The organism is Micromonospora zhanjiangensis (assembly GCF_042650605.1).
Taxonomy (GTDB): Bacteria; Actinomycetota; Actinomycetes; order Mycobacteriales; family Micromonosporaceae; genus Micromonospora_J; species Micromonospora_J zhanjiangensis.
This window is the reverse complement of the sequence record NZ_JBHSBN010000008.1, coordinates 85,456-100,890: the sequence shown is the minus strand read 5'-3', so window position 1 is coordinate 100,890 and position 15,435 is coordinate 85,456. Positions and strand designations below refer to the sequence as shown.

12 protein-coding genes are annotated in these 15,435 nt (G+C 71.3%); 7 read left to right on the top strand and 5 right to left on the bottom strand.

Features of this window, described 5'->3' with window-relative positions:
- The first annotated feature begins 69 nt into the window (after positions 1 to 69).
- From ACFOX0_RS14190 to ACFOX0_RS14180, 3 genes are all read left to right on the top strand, one after another.
- On the top strand, positions 70 to 1,011 hold the full coding sequence (locus ACFOX0_RS14190; RefSeq protein WP_377545924.1) for a carbohydrate ABC transporter permease: 942 nt from the start codon (positions 70 to 72) through the stop codon (positions 1,009 to 1,011).
- Complete coding sequence (locus ACFOX0_RS14185) at positions 1,008 to 1,928, top strand: carbohydrate ABC transporter permease (protein WP_377545603.1); 921 nt, start codon at positions 1,008 to 1,010, stop codon at positions 1,926 to 1,928. The genes ACFOX0_RS14190 and ACFOX0_RS14185 overlap by 4 nt, the downstream gene beginning before the upstream one ends.
- A gap of 197 nt (positions 1,929 to 2,125) precedes the next feature.
- Positions 2,126 to 3,805, top strand: coding sequence for a glycoside hydrolase family 13 protein (locus ACFOX0_RS14180; protein ID WP_377545922.1), 1,680 nt, complete (start codon positions 2,126 to 2,128; stop codon positions 3,803 to 3,805).
- 55 nt (positions 3,806 to 3,860) lie between these two features.
- Here the strand turns inward: ACFOX0_RS14180 and ACFOX0_RS14175 are convergent, their stop codons facing one another.
- Positions 3,861 to 5,300: an MFS transporter gene (locus ACFOX0_RS14175; protein WP_377545601.1), complete on the bottom strand. Its 1,440-nt coding sequence runs from the start codon at positions 5,298 to 5,300 to the stop codon at positions 3,861 to 3,863.
- A gap of 91 nt (positions 5,301 to 5,391) precedes the next feature.
- Positions 5,392 to 5,874: a MarR family winged helix-turn-helix transcriptional regulator gene (locus ACFOX0_RS14170; protein ID WP_377545599.1), complete on the bottom strand. Its 483-nt coding sequence runs from the start codon at positions 5,872 to 5,874 to the stop codon at positions 5,392 to 5,394.
- A 55-nt stretch (positions 5,875 to 5,929) separates the two neighbouring features.
- On the opposite strand from ACFOX0_RS14170, the gene ACFOX0_RS14165 reads away from it, so the two are divergent.
- On the top strand, positions 5,930 to 7,063 hold the full coding sequence (locus tag ACFOX0_RS14165) for a PP2C family protein-serine/threonine phosphatase (protein ID WP_377545597.1): 1,134 nt from the start codon (positions 5,930 to 5,932) through the stop codon (positions 7,061 to 7,063).
- A gap of 12 nt (positions 7,064 to 7,075) precedes the next feature.
- Here the strand turns inward: ACFOX0_RS14165 and ACFOX0_RS14160 are convergent, their stop codons facing one another.
- The 3 genes from ACFOX0_RS14160 to ACFOX0_RS14150 all read right to left on the bottom strand — a co-directional run bounded on the left by ACFOX0_RS14160 (position 7,076) and on the right by ACFOX0_RS14150 (position 11,809).
- Positions 7,076 to 8,560 (bottom strand): sugar transferase, encoded by a 1,485-nt coding sequence (locus tag ACFOX0_RS14160; RefSeq protein WP_377545595.1) that lies wholly within the window; start codon positions 8,558 to 8,560, stop codon positions 7,076 to 7,078.
- Positions 8,561 to 8,814: 254 nt separating this feature from the next.
- Entirely contained in the window at positions 8,815 to 10,584 is a 1,770-nt protein-coding gene (locus tag ACFOX0_RS14155) for a substrate-binding domain-containing protein (RefSeq protein ID WP_377545920.1), read from the bottom strand.
- 190 nt (positions 10,585 to 10,774) lie between these two features.
- Entirely contained in the window at positions 10,775 to 11,809 is a 1,035-nt protein-coding gene (locus ACFOX0_RS14150; RefSeq protein ID WP_377545593.1) for a lactonase family protein, read from the bottom strand.
- A 296-nt stretch (positions 11,810 to 12,105) separates the two neighbouring features.
- Here ACFOX0_RS14150 and ACFOX0_RS14145 point away from each other — a divergent pair, with 296 nt between their 5' ends.
- The 3 genes from ACFOX0_RS14145 to ACFOX0_RS14135 all read left to right on the top strand — a co-directional run bounded on the left by ACFOX0_RS14145 (position 12,106) and on the right by ACFOX0_RS14135 (position 15,432).
- Positions 12,106 to 12,699: a hypothetical protein gene (locus tag ACFOX0_RS14145; RefSeq protein WP_377545591.1), complete on the top strand. Its 594-nt coding sequence runs from the start codon at positions 12,106 to 12,108 to the stop codon at positions 12,697 to 12,699.
- Positions 12,700 to 12,709: 10 nt separating this feature from the next.
- Positions 12,710 to 13,573: a hypothetical protein gene (locus ACFOX0_RS14140; protein WP_377545589.1), complete on the top strand. Its 864-nt coding sequence runs from the start codon at positions 12,710 to 12,712 to the stop codon at positions 13,571 to 13,573.
- 227 nt (positions 13,574 to 13,800) lie between these two features.
- Positions 13,801 to 15,432, top strand: coding sequence for a sodium:solute symporter family protein (locus tag ACFOX0_RS14135; protein ID WP_377545918.1), 1,632 nt, complete (start codon positions 13,801 to 13,803; stop codon positions 15,430 to 15,432).
- Positions 15,433 to 15,435: the final 3 nt, after the last annotated feature.

Genomic DNA, 15,435 nt, shown 5'->3' with positions numbered 1-15,435 from the left:
CGCCGGCCGGTCCTTCCATCCCTAGAAGGAGGTGAGGGTGCCGTGCCCACTGCCGAAAAGTTCGGTGACATGGCTCTCGCGGTGCTCCTCTTCGCCGCGGTCATGGGCGTCATCCTGTTCATCGCGGGCCGGGTCGGTGGCCGCCGCAACGACCGGGTGGTGGCGTACGCCTACCTGGCGCCGGCCCTGTTGATGCTCGCCATCGGGCTGCTCTACCCAGGCGCCCGCACGATCTACCAGTCGTTCTTCGACGCCGCCGGCAACGCGTTCGTCGGCCTGGACAACTACAAGACCATCTTCACCACCCCGGACCAGCTCACCGTGCTGCGCAACACGGTCCTCTGGGTGGTCGTCACCCCGTTCGTGGCCACCGCGGTCGGCCTGCTCTACGCCATCCTGGTGGACAAGGCCCGGATCGAGGCGTTCGCCAAGGCGCTGATCTTCCTGCCGATGTCCATCTCGTTCGTCGGTGCCTCGATCATCTGGAAGTTCATCTACGAGTACCGGCCCGACCAGGCCGGCGTGAACCAGATCGGCCTGCTCAACCAGGTCCTGGTCTGGCTGGGCGCCACGCCCCGGCAGTGGCTGGTCGACTCGCCGCTGAACACGCTGTTGCTGATCGTGGTGATGATCTGGATCCAGGCCGGGTTCGCCATGACGGTGCTGTCCGCGGCGATCAAGGCCATCCCGGACGACGTCGTCGAGGCCGCCCGGTTGGACGGGGTCACCGCGTTCGGCATGTTCCGGTTCGTGACCCTGCCCAGCATCCGGCCGGCCGTGGTGGTGGTCCTGACCACCATCGGTATCGGCACGCTCAAGGTCTTCGACATCGTGCGCACGATGACCGGTGGCCAGTTCGACACCAGCGTGGTGGCGAACGAGTTCTACAGCCAGAGCTTCCGAAGCGGTAACGACGGTCTGGGCGCGGCGCTGGCCGTGCTGCTGTTCGTCCTGGTCATCCCGATCGTCGTCTACAACGTCCGGCAACTGCGCGCTTCGGAGGGACGATGAGCACGACAGCCACTCCGCTCACCACCACACCGGCCGTACCGCCGGTCGGCACCCCCGCGGCCAAGGCCCGCCGCAAGCTCACCTCGCCCTGGGCGTCCCTGGTCGCGGTCGTGCTCGCGGTGCTCTGGACCATCCCGACCCTGGGGCTGGCGATCTCGTCGTTCCGGCCGGAGTTGCAGATCAAGACCACCGGCTGGTGGACGGCGTTCTCCGACCCGGAGTTCACGCTGGACAACTACCGGGCGGTCCTGGGCGTCGGCGAGGACGCCTCGACCAACCTGGGTGACTACTTCATCAACTCGCTGGTGATCACCATCCCCTCGGTGATCATCCCGATCTGCCTGGCCACCCTGGCGGCGTACGCCTTCGCGTGGATCAAGTTCCCGGGCCGGAACCTGCTGTTCGTGGCGGTGTTCGTCCTGCAGATCGTGCCGATCCAGGTCACCCTGATCCCGCTGCTCAAGCTCTACGTCGACGCGGACCTCATGGGCGGCTACTGGCCGATCTGGCTGTCGCACTCGACCTTCGCGCTGCCACTGGCGATCTTCCTGCTGCACAACTTCATGAAGGAGATCCCGGCCGGGCTGCTGGAGGCCGCCCGGGTGGACGGCGCCGGGCACGTCGCCATCTTCTTCCGGGTGCTGCTGCCGCTGCTCACCCCGGCACTGGCGGCGTTCGCCATCTTCCAGTTCCTCTGGGTCTGGAACGACCTGCTGGTGGCGCTGACCTTCGCCGGCGGCGGGGAGGACGTCGCGCCGATCACGGTGGCGCTGGCCAACCTGTCCGGCACCCGGGGCACCGCCTGGCACCTGCTCTCGGCCGGTGCCTTCGTCTCCATCATCCTGCCCGTCACGGTGTTCCTGCTGCTCCAGCGCTACTTCGTCCGGGGCCTGCTGGCCGGCGGCCTGAAGGGCTGACCGGCCGGACGTCGACGGACCCCGTCACCCGTACCGTGGGTGGCGGGGTCCGTCGCGTTCGCGCCGGCCGGCGGCACCGAGGGCCGAAACCGGGCGGCCGGGTGATCCCCGACACACCGACCGGCAGGTCGGCATCGGTCGGACCGGTATGGGCACACTGGAGCGGAACCGCAGGCCCACACCCCCGGGAGAGTGCCCTGAATACCGACTCCACGACGTCCCCGCCCCCGACACGGACCGCCACGCCCCCGGCGTGGTGGCGGGACGCGGTCATCTACCAGATCTATCCCCGGTCCTTCGCCGACTCCGACGGCGACGGCATGGGCGACCTGCCGGGCATCACCGGCCGGCTGGGACACCTCGCCGAGCTGGGCGTGGACGCGGTGTGGCTGTCGCCGTTCTACCCGTCGCCGCAGGCCGACGCCGGGTACGACGTCGCCGACTACCGCGGCGTCGACCCGCTCTTCGGGCAGCTCGCCGACGCCGACAAGCTGATCGCCGAGGCCCGCTCGCACGGGCTGCGGGTGATCGTCGACCTGGTACCGAACCACACCTCGTCGGCGCACGCCTGGTTCGTCGAGGCGCTGGCCGACGAGCCGGGTGGCCCGGCCCGGCAGCGCTACATCTTCCGCGACGGCAAGGGTCCGGACGGCGGCGAGCCGCCCAACGACTGGCAGAGCGTCTTCGGCGGGCCGGCGTGGACCCGGGTCACCGACCCCGACGGCCGGCCCGGGCAGTGGTACCTGCACCTGTTCGACGTCGGCCAGCCGGACCTGAACTGGGATAATCCGCAGGTCCGCACCGAGTTCCTGGACATCCTGCGGTTCTGGCTGGACCGCGGGGTGGACGGTTTCCGGGTGGACGTGGCGCACGGCCTGGTCAAGCAGGCCGACCTGGCCGACTGGAAGGAACCGCAGGAGATCCTCTCCGGTCGCGAGGTCGACAAGCCCCGACCGCCGATGTGGGACCAGGACGGCGTACACGAGATCTACCGGGAGTGGCGGGCGCTGCTGGACGGCTACCCCGGCGAGCGGATCCTGGTCGCCGAGGCCTGGGTCGAGCCGGTCGAGCGGCTGGTCGCCTACATCCGCCCGGACGAGATGCACCAGGCGTTCAACTTCGAGTACCTGCTGGCGGCCTGGACCGCGCCGGCCCAGTACGCGGTGATCACCCGATCGCTGGAGGCCACCGACGCGGTCGGCGCGCCGACCACCTGGGTGCTGTCCAACCACGACGTGGTGCGGCACGCCTCCCGGCTCGGGCTGCCGGTCGGCACCCCGCGCCCGAACGGCATCGGCGTCGGTGACCCGCAGCCGGACGCGGCCCTGGGCCTGCGCCGGGCCCGGGCGGCCACCCTGCTGATGCTGGCCCTGCCCGGATCGGCCTACCTGTACCAGGGCGAGGAACTCGGCCTGCCGGAGCACACCACGCTGGACGACGCCGCCCGACAGGACCCCACCTGGGTCCGCAGCGGACACACCGAGCGCGGTCGGGACGGCTGCCGGGTGCCGATCCCGTGGGAGGCGGACGCCCCGTCGTACGGCTTCGGCCCGACCGACGCGAGTTGGCTGCCCCAACCAAAGAGCTGGGCGGAGTACGCCCTGGACCGGCAGCGCGGGGTGCCCGCCTCGACGTACGAGATGTACCGGACCGCGCTGCGGCTGCGCCGGGAACTCGGCCTGGGCGGCGGGACGCTGGAGTGGCTGGAGAGCCCGGACGACGTGCTGTCGTTCCGGATCGGCGGCATCCGGGTGCTGACCAACTTCGGCGCCGACCCGGTCGAGTTGCCGGCCGGTGCCGAACTGCTGCACGCCAGTGGGCAGGTGGCGGCCGACGGCCTGGTGCCCACCGACGTGACGGTCTGGCTGCGCGGCTGAGCCGTCGTGGCGCGAGGGGGTCCGCCCGGCACACGACGGGCGGGCCCCTTCCCGTTCACCGCTTCCCGGCGCGCTCGTCGAGCAGGTCGTGCACGGCGGCGATGTCCCGGGGCGAGCTGCGCGAGGCGCGCCAGAACGCCAGTCCGGTCGGGATGAAGAAGAGTTGGCAGACGGCCAACCCGACGGCGAAGTTCAGCGGCGGCGGGAACGCTGTCCGCAGGGCGCCGAACACCACGCCGACCAGGCCGTTGCCGGCCGCCCGGCCCACCCCGTTGACCAGGTTCACCAGGCTGTAGACCGTGCCCCGGTGCTCGGGCGGGTTGACGTCGGCGATCAGCGCGAACCAGTTCGGCGCGTTCGCGGAGGTCAACCCGAGGGCGACCAGGGCCGCGAGCAGGCTGATCCCGACGGTCGGTTCGGTCAGCACGCTGGCCAGCACCGCGCCGACCACGGTGCCCGCGCCGGCGCCGTCCGGAACGTCCACCCGCATCGGCACGAAGAACAACACCAGGTAGAACGGCACCGCCGCGAGTACCCCCACGGCGGCGACCAGGGCCCGCCCGCGCGGGGTACGCCGCTGCAGCGCGTCGCCGGCCAACCCGCCGACGATCGACAGCACCCCGCCCAACTGGAACAGGGTGGCGAACACGCTGCCGACCACGACCGAGGTCTCGGTGGAGTAGCCCTGCGCCTCGGCCCGGTTGGCGAACAGCACCGGCAGCCAGACCAGCGACCCGAAGGCGAACTGGGCGGTCAGGCCCTGCAGGATCAGCCAGACGTTGGTCCGTCGGGCGACGATGCCGGGCAGGTCCGAACGGCTGATCCGGTAGTCGTAGTCCGCCGCCCCGGCCAACTCCGGCTGGCTCTGGCCCGGCCGGATGTCGTACGTGAAGAAGTAGGCCGCCGTGGCGACCAGGCCGGCGACGCTGAGCAACAGGAAGGGGCGGCGCCAGTCGGCGGCGCCCAGGATTCCGCCGGCCAGCGTCCCGGCCAGCGTCCCGACCCCCTGGGACAGCCCCCAGAAGCTCATCACCAGCCCGCGCCGGCGCGGCGAGATCAGATCGGTGACCACCGAGAAGCCGACCGAACCGACCGCGCCGAGGCCGACCGCCGCGACCAGTTGGGCCAGCAGGAACAGCGGATAATTCGCCGCGTACCCGCTGCCGGCCGTGCCGGCGGCCCAGATCAACGTGCCGATCATCAGCAGTGGCTTGCGGTTGGTCCGGTCGCCGGAGTAGGCCCAGCCGACCGCGGCCACCGCGCTGACCAGGAAACTGGCCGCGGTGACGAAGCCGACGGCGCGCTGCGGGACGGCGAGCGCCGTGCTGATCGGCCCGTACAGCGGCGGTACCAGACCGATCGCCACGTTGTCCAGCGAGGCCAGCACGACGAAGACCAGCACGCTGTAGAACCGGTGCGCCGGACCGCCACGCGGCGGGAACCCTCCCGTCGCGCTGGTTCGGCCGGTCGGCGTGGCGGGCTCCCCGCTGGTCATGAGCGGAACTCAATCAGCAATCGGCCCGGTTGGAAAGCCGGAACGCCGGTCGATTCGCCCCGGTGGCGCACGGCAGGGGACCCGACCCGGGTCAGGCCGAGCGGGCCGGGCGGTGCCGCTCGGTCGTGGGCTGCTGCACCTCGTCGAACTCGGCCAGGCCGCGCAGCAGGGCCTGCCGGCCGGCCGGGCTCATCGAGGTGAGCACCTCGGCCAGCCGCTGCCGCCGGTGGTCCCGCAGCTCGTCGAGCAGCTTCCGACCGGCCGGGGTCAGATGCAGGGAGATCTCCCGCCGGTCCTGGCGGCCGGGCTCGCGTTCGAGCACGCCGGCGGCGACCAGCCGGTCGCACAGCCGGCTCGCCGACGACAGGAGCATGTTGACGCTCTTGGCGAGGCCGCGCAGGTTGATCCCGTCGTACCGCTCGACGACAATCAGGGCGCGCAACTGCGAGGCGGACAACTGACTCACGGCCTGTTCCCGGGCGGCGTCCCAGAGCGACACCAAAGCAGCCGCCGCGGTGTCCACCGCGGCGGTGATGCTCACATCGGGCCCGTCCGAGCCATGAATGTCGGTCATGCTGGGCAAGAGGGTACTCCAGCAGGGAGAACCCCTGCACCAGCGAGGGGGCGAGATGTCGGACCGATTGACCGAGATCCGCCGGATCCTGGCCGGAGCCCCCGCCGATCTCCTCGTCGAGCGGCTCGCCGAGGCGGTGGCGAAGGCGTACGAACTCACCACCACCGAGCTGCTCCTGGTCGACTACCGGCTGACCTCGCTGCTGCCGCTGGGCGGCGGGCGGGAGCGGGTCGGCGCCGGGGATCCGGCCTGGCGGTGCTTCGACCACCAGGAGGCGCTGGTCCGCGACGGGATGCTCTACCTGCCGGTGACCATGCGGGGCGAACGGACCGGTGTGCTGGCGCTCGCGCCCGCGCCGGCCGACCCGACGGACCTGGACGAACTGGCGGAGATCGCCACGCTGCTGGCCCACGAACTGGCCGCCGTGCGGGCGGGCACCGACCTGTACGCGCTCGCGGCCCGCAGCCGGCGGCTCACCCTGGCCGCCGAGATGCAGTGGGAACTGCTGCCCGGGCGCAGCCGGGAGCGCTCCTCGTTCACCCTGGCCGGCCAGTTGGAACCGGCGTACGCGGTCCGTGGCGACACCTTCGACTGGTCCGACGACGGGCACCGGGTCTGGCTGTCGGTCGTCAACGGCATGGGCGAGGGCGTGGTCGCGGCCAGCCTGACCGCCCTGGCCACCAACGCGCTGCGCAACGCCCGGCGCGGCGGCCTCGAACTGGCCGACCAGGCGACGCTGGCCGATCAGGCGATCTACTCGTACCACCGGGGCGCGCAGCACCTGTCCGCCCTGCTGCTCGAACTCGACCTGGCGGGCGGGCAGGTGACGGCGATCGACGCCGGGTCGCCCCGGCTGCTGGTGCTGCGCGGCGACGCGGTGCTCGAACAGCCGCTGGAGGCGCAGTTCCCGCTGGGCATGTTCGAGGACACCGTCTACCGTCCGCAACGATTCCAGCTGTCGGTGGGCGACCGGTTGTTCGTGGTCAGCGACGGCATCTTCGAGGCCACCTCCGACACCGGCCGCCGGTACGGCGACACGGCGCTGGAACGGTTCGTCCGGCGCAGCGGGACGATGGCGCCGCTGGAGGCGGTCCGGTCGCTGCTGGGCGACCTGCGCGCGTACGTCGGCTCCGACCTGGTGGACGACGCGGTGGCGGTGTGCCTGGACTGGCGTGGCCCGCAGCCGTGAGCCGTGTCCGGGTCAGTAGGCACCGCGGCCGTTGACGACCGCGCCCACCGTCTTCCACAGGATTGTCAGGTCGGTGGCCAGCGACCAGTTCTCCACGTAGTAGAGGTCGAGCCGGATGCCGTCCTCCCAGGTGAGATCGGACCGTCCGCTGACCTGCCACAACCCGGTCATGCCCGGCTTGACCAGCAGTCGCCGGGCGACGTCCCCGTCGTACCGGGCCACCTCGGAGGGCAGCGGTGGCCGGGGGCCGACCAGGCTCATGTCCCCGAACAGCACGTTGGCCAGTTGGGGCAGTTCGTCCAGGGACCACTTGCGCAGGAACCGGCCGACCCGGGTGACCCGGGGATCCTCGCGCATCTTGAACAACAGTCCGTCGGTCTCGTTCCGGGCGGCCAGCTCGGCCAGCAGCGTGTCGGCGTTGACCACCATGGTGCGGAACTTGTAGACGCCGAACTCCTCGCCGCCACGGCCGACCCGGACCTGCCGGAAGATCACCGGGCCGCGGCTGTCCAGCTTGACGGCCAGCGCGATCGCGGCGAGCGCCGGCAGCGCGAGGGTCAGCGCGGCCAGCGCGACGGTCCGGTCGACCAGACCCTTGACGAGCTTGCGGGCGCCCCGGAACTCGGGCGCCTCGACGTGGATCAGTGGCAGCCCGGCGACCGGCCGGGTGTGGATGCGCGGTCCGGCGACATCGGTCAGCGCGGGCGCCAGCACCAGGTCGATGCCGGTGCCCTCCAACTGCCAACCCAGCCGGCGCAACCGGGTCGCGGTCAGTTCCCCGGACGCGGTCACCGCGACGGTGTCCACGCCGCTCGCGTCGGCGGCCTCCAGGATGCCGCGGAACGAGCCGACCACCGGGACGTCGCCGAGTCGCTGCGGCACCGGGGCGAGCAGCGCGTCGGGGATGCACGCGCCGACCACCTGGTACCCCGCGTACGGCTCGCGGCGCAGCGTGCCGACCAGTTCCAGCACGTGGGCCGCGTCGCCGACCACGAGCACCCGGCGGGACCAGCCGGCTCCCCGGGCCCGGGCCCGGTGCAGCACCTTACGGGCGCCGAACCGGGCCGCGACCAGGCCGGTCGTGCCGACGCCGAAGGAGATGGCGAGGAAACCCCGGGAGACACCCACGTCGGCGACGTAACCGGCGATCGCGACCGCCCCGGCGAGCCGCAGGCTGGCCGACACCACCCGGCGGTACTCGTCGGCACCGTAGCCCAGCACCCGGTCGTCGTAGCACCGGAGCGTCTTGAGGAAGAGCAACCAGGCCAGCACCAGACCCGGCCCGACCAGGATGTACGGGATGTCGGAACCGCGCGGGTCGTCGTCGCCGAACCGGGCCAGGTAGCCGCAGATCACGGCGACCGCGATGACCCCGACGTCGAGCACGAGCAGGAAGCGCAGGTAACGGCTCTGTTGCTCCCGCTGGGCGAGAACGGCACCGTCCGAAGTGGTCCCGGGCCCCGCAACAACGGGGCTGAGCAGGGGCGACGTCGTCAACGGCCCTCCCACAGGTCTGCCGGGGCGCCCCCGTGACCGAACCGACGGCCCGTTACCGGGACCGACGACATCGGGGCACCAGGACATCCTCACCCATGGGCGGGATTACGGAGAGCTTCCGACAGATTACTGTCACTTGGCGCGTCGTGAACGAAATTCACTTGCGCTCATGGGGCGTACCCCTTCCCGCCGGAGGCGGGAACCGACGCGGGCCGCGGTCGGAAACCGACCACGGCCCTGGCGTCGATCCGGGGTCAGCGGGTGGCCGGTGGTCGCAGCGAGATCGCCTTGAGGAAGATGGTGCCGATCTCGGCCGGGTCCTCGGTGACGAACTGGCCGCCACCGGTCACCTTGACGATGGCCTCCAACTCGGCCCGGCTCACGTCCCGACCGATGCCGATGATGATCACCTGGACCGGCCGTTCGGGGTCAATGGCCGCCTTCAGCTTGGCGATGAGTTGCTGCTGGGTCAGACCGCCGGGGTTCTCGTTCTTGCCGTCGGTGAACAGCACCACCGAGTTGACCTTGCCAGGCTCCCAGCCGTCCTGTACCGCCTTGTACGCCGCCAGGGTGGTGTCGAACAGGCCGGTGTTGCCGTCCGGCTTGGGCACGACCGTGGTCAGGCCGGCGAGCAGCTTCGTCCGCTGGCTGGACAGCGGGCCGATCGGCACGAGCTGCTTCCACGGCTGGCTGCCGACCATGTTCGTTGAGAACGTCCACAGGCCGATCGCCCAGGAGTCGTCGAAGAGGCCGAGCCCCTTCGACGCCGCCGCGACGGTCACCTGTTCCCGGGTGGCGTTGTTCGCCGTCGGGACGGTCCGTTCCATCGAGCCGGACACGTCGATCACGGCCAGCATCCGCCCGCTCTGGGTGGCGATGGACCAGGTGGAGAGCGCCCGCTCGACCACGTCCGCGGCCAGCCCGCCGGCGGCGGCCGTACCGCCCGGTTGCGGGGTGGTCGCGCCGGGCGGGCTGCCGGCCGGACTCGGGGCGCCCTGCGGCGCGCTCAGCCCGGGCGTCACGGTGCCGTCCGGCGCGCGCAGGCCCTGGGCGCCGAGCCGGTCGCGGAACCCGGCGGTGTTGAGCAGTTCGAACAGCCGACCGGCCGCGGCCGCACGGGCCGGATCGATGCCCGGCATCACCGCGTACGGGTAGTCCAGCGAGATCGGCGCGGGCTCCAGGTAGAGCGCGGCGAGCGGGATGGGCGGCTTCTTCGCGTTGTAGTAGATGACATCTTCCTCGGACATCGCCGCCGCGCTGAGCGCGGCGGCGATGGCCGCGGGGTCACCGGCGCGGGGGAACCGCTGCAACAGGTCCTCGCGGAGCACCGACTTGGTGGCCGCGAGCGCCCGGAGCGCCCCGGTGGTCTGCCGCTGCGCGTCCGGGCCGGCGGTCGCCGCGGCCTGGCTGATGGAGAGCAGGCCGGACAGGCCGGCGGCGTCCCGGCTCGGCTCGACGATGCCGGCCTTGAGCTTGGTCCCCGTGGTGAGCTGGCCGAGCAGGTCGTTCCAGGTCAGCTTCTTGTCGGGCCAGCCGAGGGTGGCGGCGACCGGCTCGGGCATGGCCACCACGACCGGGCTGCGGGCGATCGACGCGCGGTTGCTCGGCGCGAATCCGGCGGCGGCCTTCTGCAACCGCAGCAGCCAGGTCGACGAGTCGGGCACCCAGACGTCGGGCAGGACCGCGTCGCCGCTGGCCTGGCCGACCCCGGGCAGGGTGACCCCGTGCTGGCCGGCCACCGCGGCCGCGACGTCCACCGGCTCGGCCGCCTGTACGTCGGCGACGACACAGACACCGCCGACCGCGGCGCCGTCGGACGACCACTTCGCGGCGGCGGCCTGGACGGCCGGGGCCATCTCGGGCGTGGCCGCCACCCGGATCCGCAGCTCCCCGGAGCAGGCCGGTTCGGTGAACTTCTGGTAGCCGAACCACGCCCCCGTGACAACGAGGACCACCGCCATCGCCCCAGCGACGGCGGCTCCTCGACGGATCTGGGCACGATTGCGATGGCGGCCTGACACGATCACCAATCTTGCGGGTCGGAGGGTTCTCCCTGCTAGGTACGTTCGGACGAAAGTTACTCAGGAGAAACAGCGCGGGCAACTCTCGTCACTGCGGGCACACCCCTCATCGCGGTGCGTCTCGGTATGCGTAGCTTTTGTCCGGCTCGCATCTTAGGCCGGAAAACTCACCACGACAAAACTTAAGCAAAATTTAAGGCAGGACACAGGTTGGGCTGGCAACGGGAACCGGTTCCACCGCCGGGGTGAGACCACCCGACTCCGGATCGACCGCGAAGACGAAGATGCGATGTGCGCGTTCGTCGGCAACGTAGAGATGATCCCCGATAAGGGCGAAATGCCGGGGCCAGTCGCCGCCGGTATCCACCTCCGACACCTGCCGCGGCGCGCTCTCGTCCAGCGCGAAGACCGTCACCGTGCCGATCCCCCGGTTCGCCACGTAGAGGAACCGCCCGTCCGGCCGCACCGCGATCTCGGACGGCTGCACGTGCCCCGACCGCCGGCTGGCCGGCACCCGGGCCCGCTCGCGCAACACCCCGTCGGCGTCCCGCTCGTAGCCGGTCACCGTCGGGTCCAACTCCCCGGCCAGGAAGAACCGGTGCCCGTCCGGATGCCGGGCCAGGTGCCGCGGTCCGGTGCCAGGCCGGATCCGCACCGGCGGGCCGGCCTGCGCCAGCCGCCCGGCCGGACCGACGTCGTACCGGTAGATCCCGTCGGCGCCCAGGTCCACCACCAGCAGTCGGTCGCCGGTCGGCTCGGGCGACACCATGTGCGCGTGCGCGTGTTCCTGCCGGTCGGCGACCGGACCATGGCCGTCGTGGGTCACCAGGTCGGCACGCTCGCCGGGCCGACCCGCGTCGTCGAGGCGGTGCACCGCGACGCTGCCGCTGCCGTAGTTGGCCGAGAACAGGAACCGGCCGGTCGCCGAGACGGCCAGGTGACACGGGCTGTCACCACCCGTGGCCACGGTGCCCGCCGCGGTGAGCCCGCCGTCCGGCCGCACCGTGAAGGCGCTCACCGTCCCCTCGGCCAGCTCGTTGACCGCGTACAGCACCGGGAGTTCGGGGTGCCGGGCCAGGAAGGACGGGGACGGCGTCGACACGGCCGGGCCGAGCGGCGCCAGGGCGCCGGACGCCGGATCGCGGCGGGCCGTGACGATCCCCTCCCCCCGGCCGCCGCTCACGGCCGTGTAGCAGCCGATATGGACGATGGTGTCGTCGCCGTTCACCCGCGGTTCCCTCCGCCGATCCGTGTCCCGTCCATACGCGCGGAAGGGCCCCGGCGCCGCGCTCGTCGCCCGGGCGGAGACCCTTCCCGACCGATGTAACCAGAGTCCCGCCGGGTGCGCAGCGCGTCCCGGCTCGACGTCCTGCTGGTGCTCGACGTCCTGCTGGTGGTCGTCCACCCCCGGGACGGTGGTACGTCCCGTTCCGCCGACGGTATTTCCCCGCCCGGGGGAAAATGCTCCGGAGGGGGATTGGCGACCACCTCCGCGCGGGAATAGCAGGTGGCGAAGGAGGAGCCATGTCGCCCACGCAGATAATCGTTCTCGTCCTCGTCCTGCTCGTCGTCGCCGCCGTCGTGGTCACCGCGGTGGTGCTCGGTCGACGCCGGGCCCTGCGGACGCGGTTCGGCCCGGAGTACGACCGGGTCGTCGCTGAGCAGGAGAATCGGTCCGCCGCCGAGCGGGAGTTGCGGGAGCGGGAACGGCGGCACGCCGACCTCGACCTCACCCCGCTGTCCGACGAGTCCCGCCGCGAGTACTCGACGGCCTGGGAGGAACTCCAGGCCCGGTTCATCGACGCTCCCGGCGAGGCCGTCGGCGCGGCCGACGAGCTGGTCACCCGGTTGATCGCCGAACGGGGCTACCCGACCCAGGGGTACGAGGAGCAGCTCGCCCACCTCTCCGTCGAACACGCCCGGACCCTGACCCACTACCGCGACGCCCACGAGATCCACCTGAGCAACGAACGCGGCGAGGCGAGCACCGAACAGCTCCGCCAGGCCGTCGTGCACTACCGGGCGCTCTTCGCCGACCTGCTCGGCACCGATCCGGTACGCGCCCACACCTCGGACGGGACCCGTCCGGACGCCCCCCAAGACGCGCCGAACCGCTGAGGAGATCCCCATGCGTCACCAGGACCAGCAGTTCCAGGACGACCGGACCGACCACCCGACGGGCCCGGCCGACACCGACCGGGACGACACCGACCGGGACGGTCTCGCCGCGGCCGACACCGACCGGGACGGCCTGGCGCACGACCGGGCGGACTCCCTGCACGACTCGGACCGGATCGACGGCGCGCCGATCGGCGACGCGGAGGTCGACGACCGGGACGGGACGGAGTTCCACGAGCCGGGTCCGGTCCCCACCGCGTTCGGGGCCAGCACCGTCGGCGGTGCCGCGGCGGCCGCCGCCCTGGCCAACCCCGACCGCGAGCGGGAACCCGACCCCCGGGACGAGAGCACCGTCCGGTCCGGCGACGGGACCGTCGACGACCGGACCGCGCCACTGACCGGCGAGCACGCCGACGCGCCGCTGACCGGCGAGCACGTTGACGGGGCAGTCGACGGCGTGGCGCACCACGGGCCGGAGGACGTACCGGAGCAGGCGGTGATCAACCCCGTGGACGAGGCCACCCCGGCGCCGGACGGGGACCGCTCGGTGGGCGCGGCCGGACCGGCGTCGACCGAGCTGATGCCGGGTGACGTACCCGTCGAACCGGTCGCCGCGTTGCTGACCGACGACGCCACGCGGGGATTCCGGGACCGGTGGCGGGACGTGCAGCTTCGGTTCGTCGACGACCCGCGGGCCGCGGCCGGCGAGGCGCAGGGACTGGTCGAGGAGGCGATCGAGGCGCTGGCCGCCGCGCTGTCCCGGCAGAAGGACGACCTCGGTGGTTGGCAGAACGGTGAGCCGGGCGACACCGAACAACTGCGGGTGGTCGTCCGCCGCTACCGGGACCTCCTGGACCGGCTGCTCGGGCTCTGACATATCGGACAGCCAGCGCGGAGCACCCACGGGACCACCGGGCTCCACACCCATTCGGCCGAAAACCCCGCCGTCGCACCCCGGACGGCGGGGTTTTCCCGTCAAAACCTGCCGGTCGGCAAGAGGGCGTGAATTTTCTTCGCCCTGGGTAGTAGGCCCGGCGCCCCTACCGGGCGGTAGCCGACCATAGACAGGAGTGGCTCGTGGATGGCGGCCTGAGACTCAATATGAACGCGCTGGACTACACGCTCCTGGCGCTGTACTTCGTGACGGTCCTGGGGGTCGGTTTCGCCGCCCGACGGGCGATCAAATCGAGCGTGGACTTCTTCCTGTCCGGTCGTTCCCTACCGGCCTGGGTGACCGGTCTGGCCTTCGTGTCGGCCAACCTCGGCGCGTTGGAGATCATGGGTATGGCCGCCAACGGCGCCCAGTACGGCATGATGACCGTGCACTACTACTGGATCGGCGCCGTACCGGCGATGGTCTTCCTGGGCATCGTGATGATGCCCTTCTACTACGGCTCCAAGGTCCGCAGCGTGCCGGAGTACCTGCGGTTGCGATTCAACCGGCCGACCCACCTGCTGAACGCGCTGAGCTTCGCGGTCGCCCAGGTGCTCATCGCCGGGGTCAACCTGTACGCCCTGGCCCTGGTCATGCAGGCCCTGCTCGGCTGGCCGCTGTGGCTCTCGATCGTGGTGGGCGCGGCCATCGTGCTGGCCTACATCACCATCGGTGGCCTCTCCTCGGCCATCTACAACGAGGTGCTCCAGTTCTTCGTCATCCTGGCCGGCCTCATCCCGATCACGGTGATCGGCCTGGTCAAGGTGGGCGGCATCCACGGCCTGTTCGACGCGGTCCGGGGCAGCGAACTCGGTGAGGCGGGACTGCACGCCTGGGCGGACACGAACGGCACCGGCAACCCGCTCGGCGCGCATTGGCTGGGCATCGTCTTCGGGCTCGGTTTCGTGCTGTCGTTCGGTTACTGGACCACCAATTTCGCCGAGGTGCAGCGTGCCCTGTCGGCCAAGAACATGAGCGCCGCGCGGCGTACCCCGATCATCGCCGCGTACCCGAAGCTGCTGATCCCGGCGGTCACCGTGATCCCGGGCCTGGTCGCCCTGGTCACCGTGAAGGGGCTGGGAGCCGACAAGGGCGACCTGCAGTACAACAACGCCATCCCGCTGCTGATGCGTGACCTGTTGCCCAACGGCGTGCTCGGCATCGCGGTCACCGGCCTGCTCGCCTCGTTCATGGCCGGCATGGCGGCGAACGTCAGCGGCTTCAACACCGTCTTCACGTACGACATCTGGCAGGCCTACATCCGCAAGGACCGGCCCGACGGGTACTACCTGAAGGTGGGCCGGATCGCCACCATCGTCGGTGTCGTGGTCGGCATCGGCACGGCCTTCATCGCGGCCGGCTTCAGCAACATCATGAACTACATCCAGGCGCTGTTCTCGCTGTTCAACGCGCCGCTGTTCGCCACCTTCATCATCGGCATGTTCTGGAAGCGGATGACCGCGTGGGCCGGCTTCTGGTCGCTGCTCACCGGCACCCTGGGCGCGCTCGCGACGTACCTGCTCTACAAGGGCGGCGTCATCGACTTCAACTCGGAGCTGGAGGAGAGCTTCTGGGGTGCCGGCATCGCGTTCGTCCTGGTCGCGATCGTCGCGGCGATCCTCACCCCGCTGACCACCCCGAAGCCGGACAAGGAACTGCGCGGCCTGGTCTCCGGACTCGGCGGGGTGGACCTGAAGGGCGACGTGCTGGTCGGTGACACCGCCTGGTACCGCTCGCCGGTGCTGCTCGGCGTGATCGCGGTCGCCCTGGCCGTGCTCTTCTACCTGCCGGTCTTCTAAAGA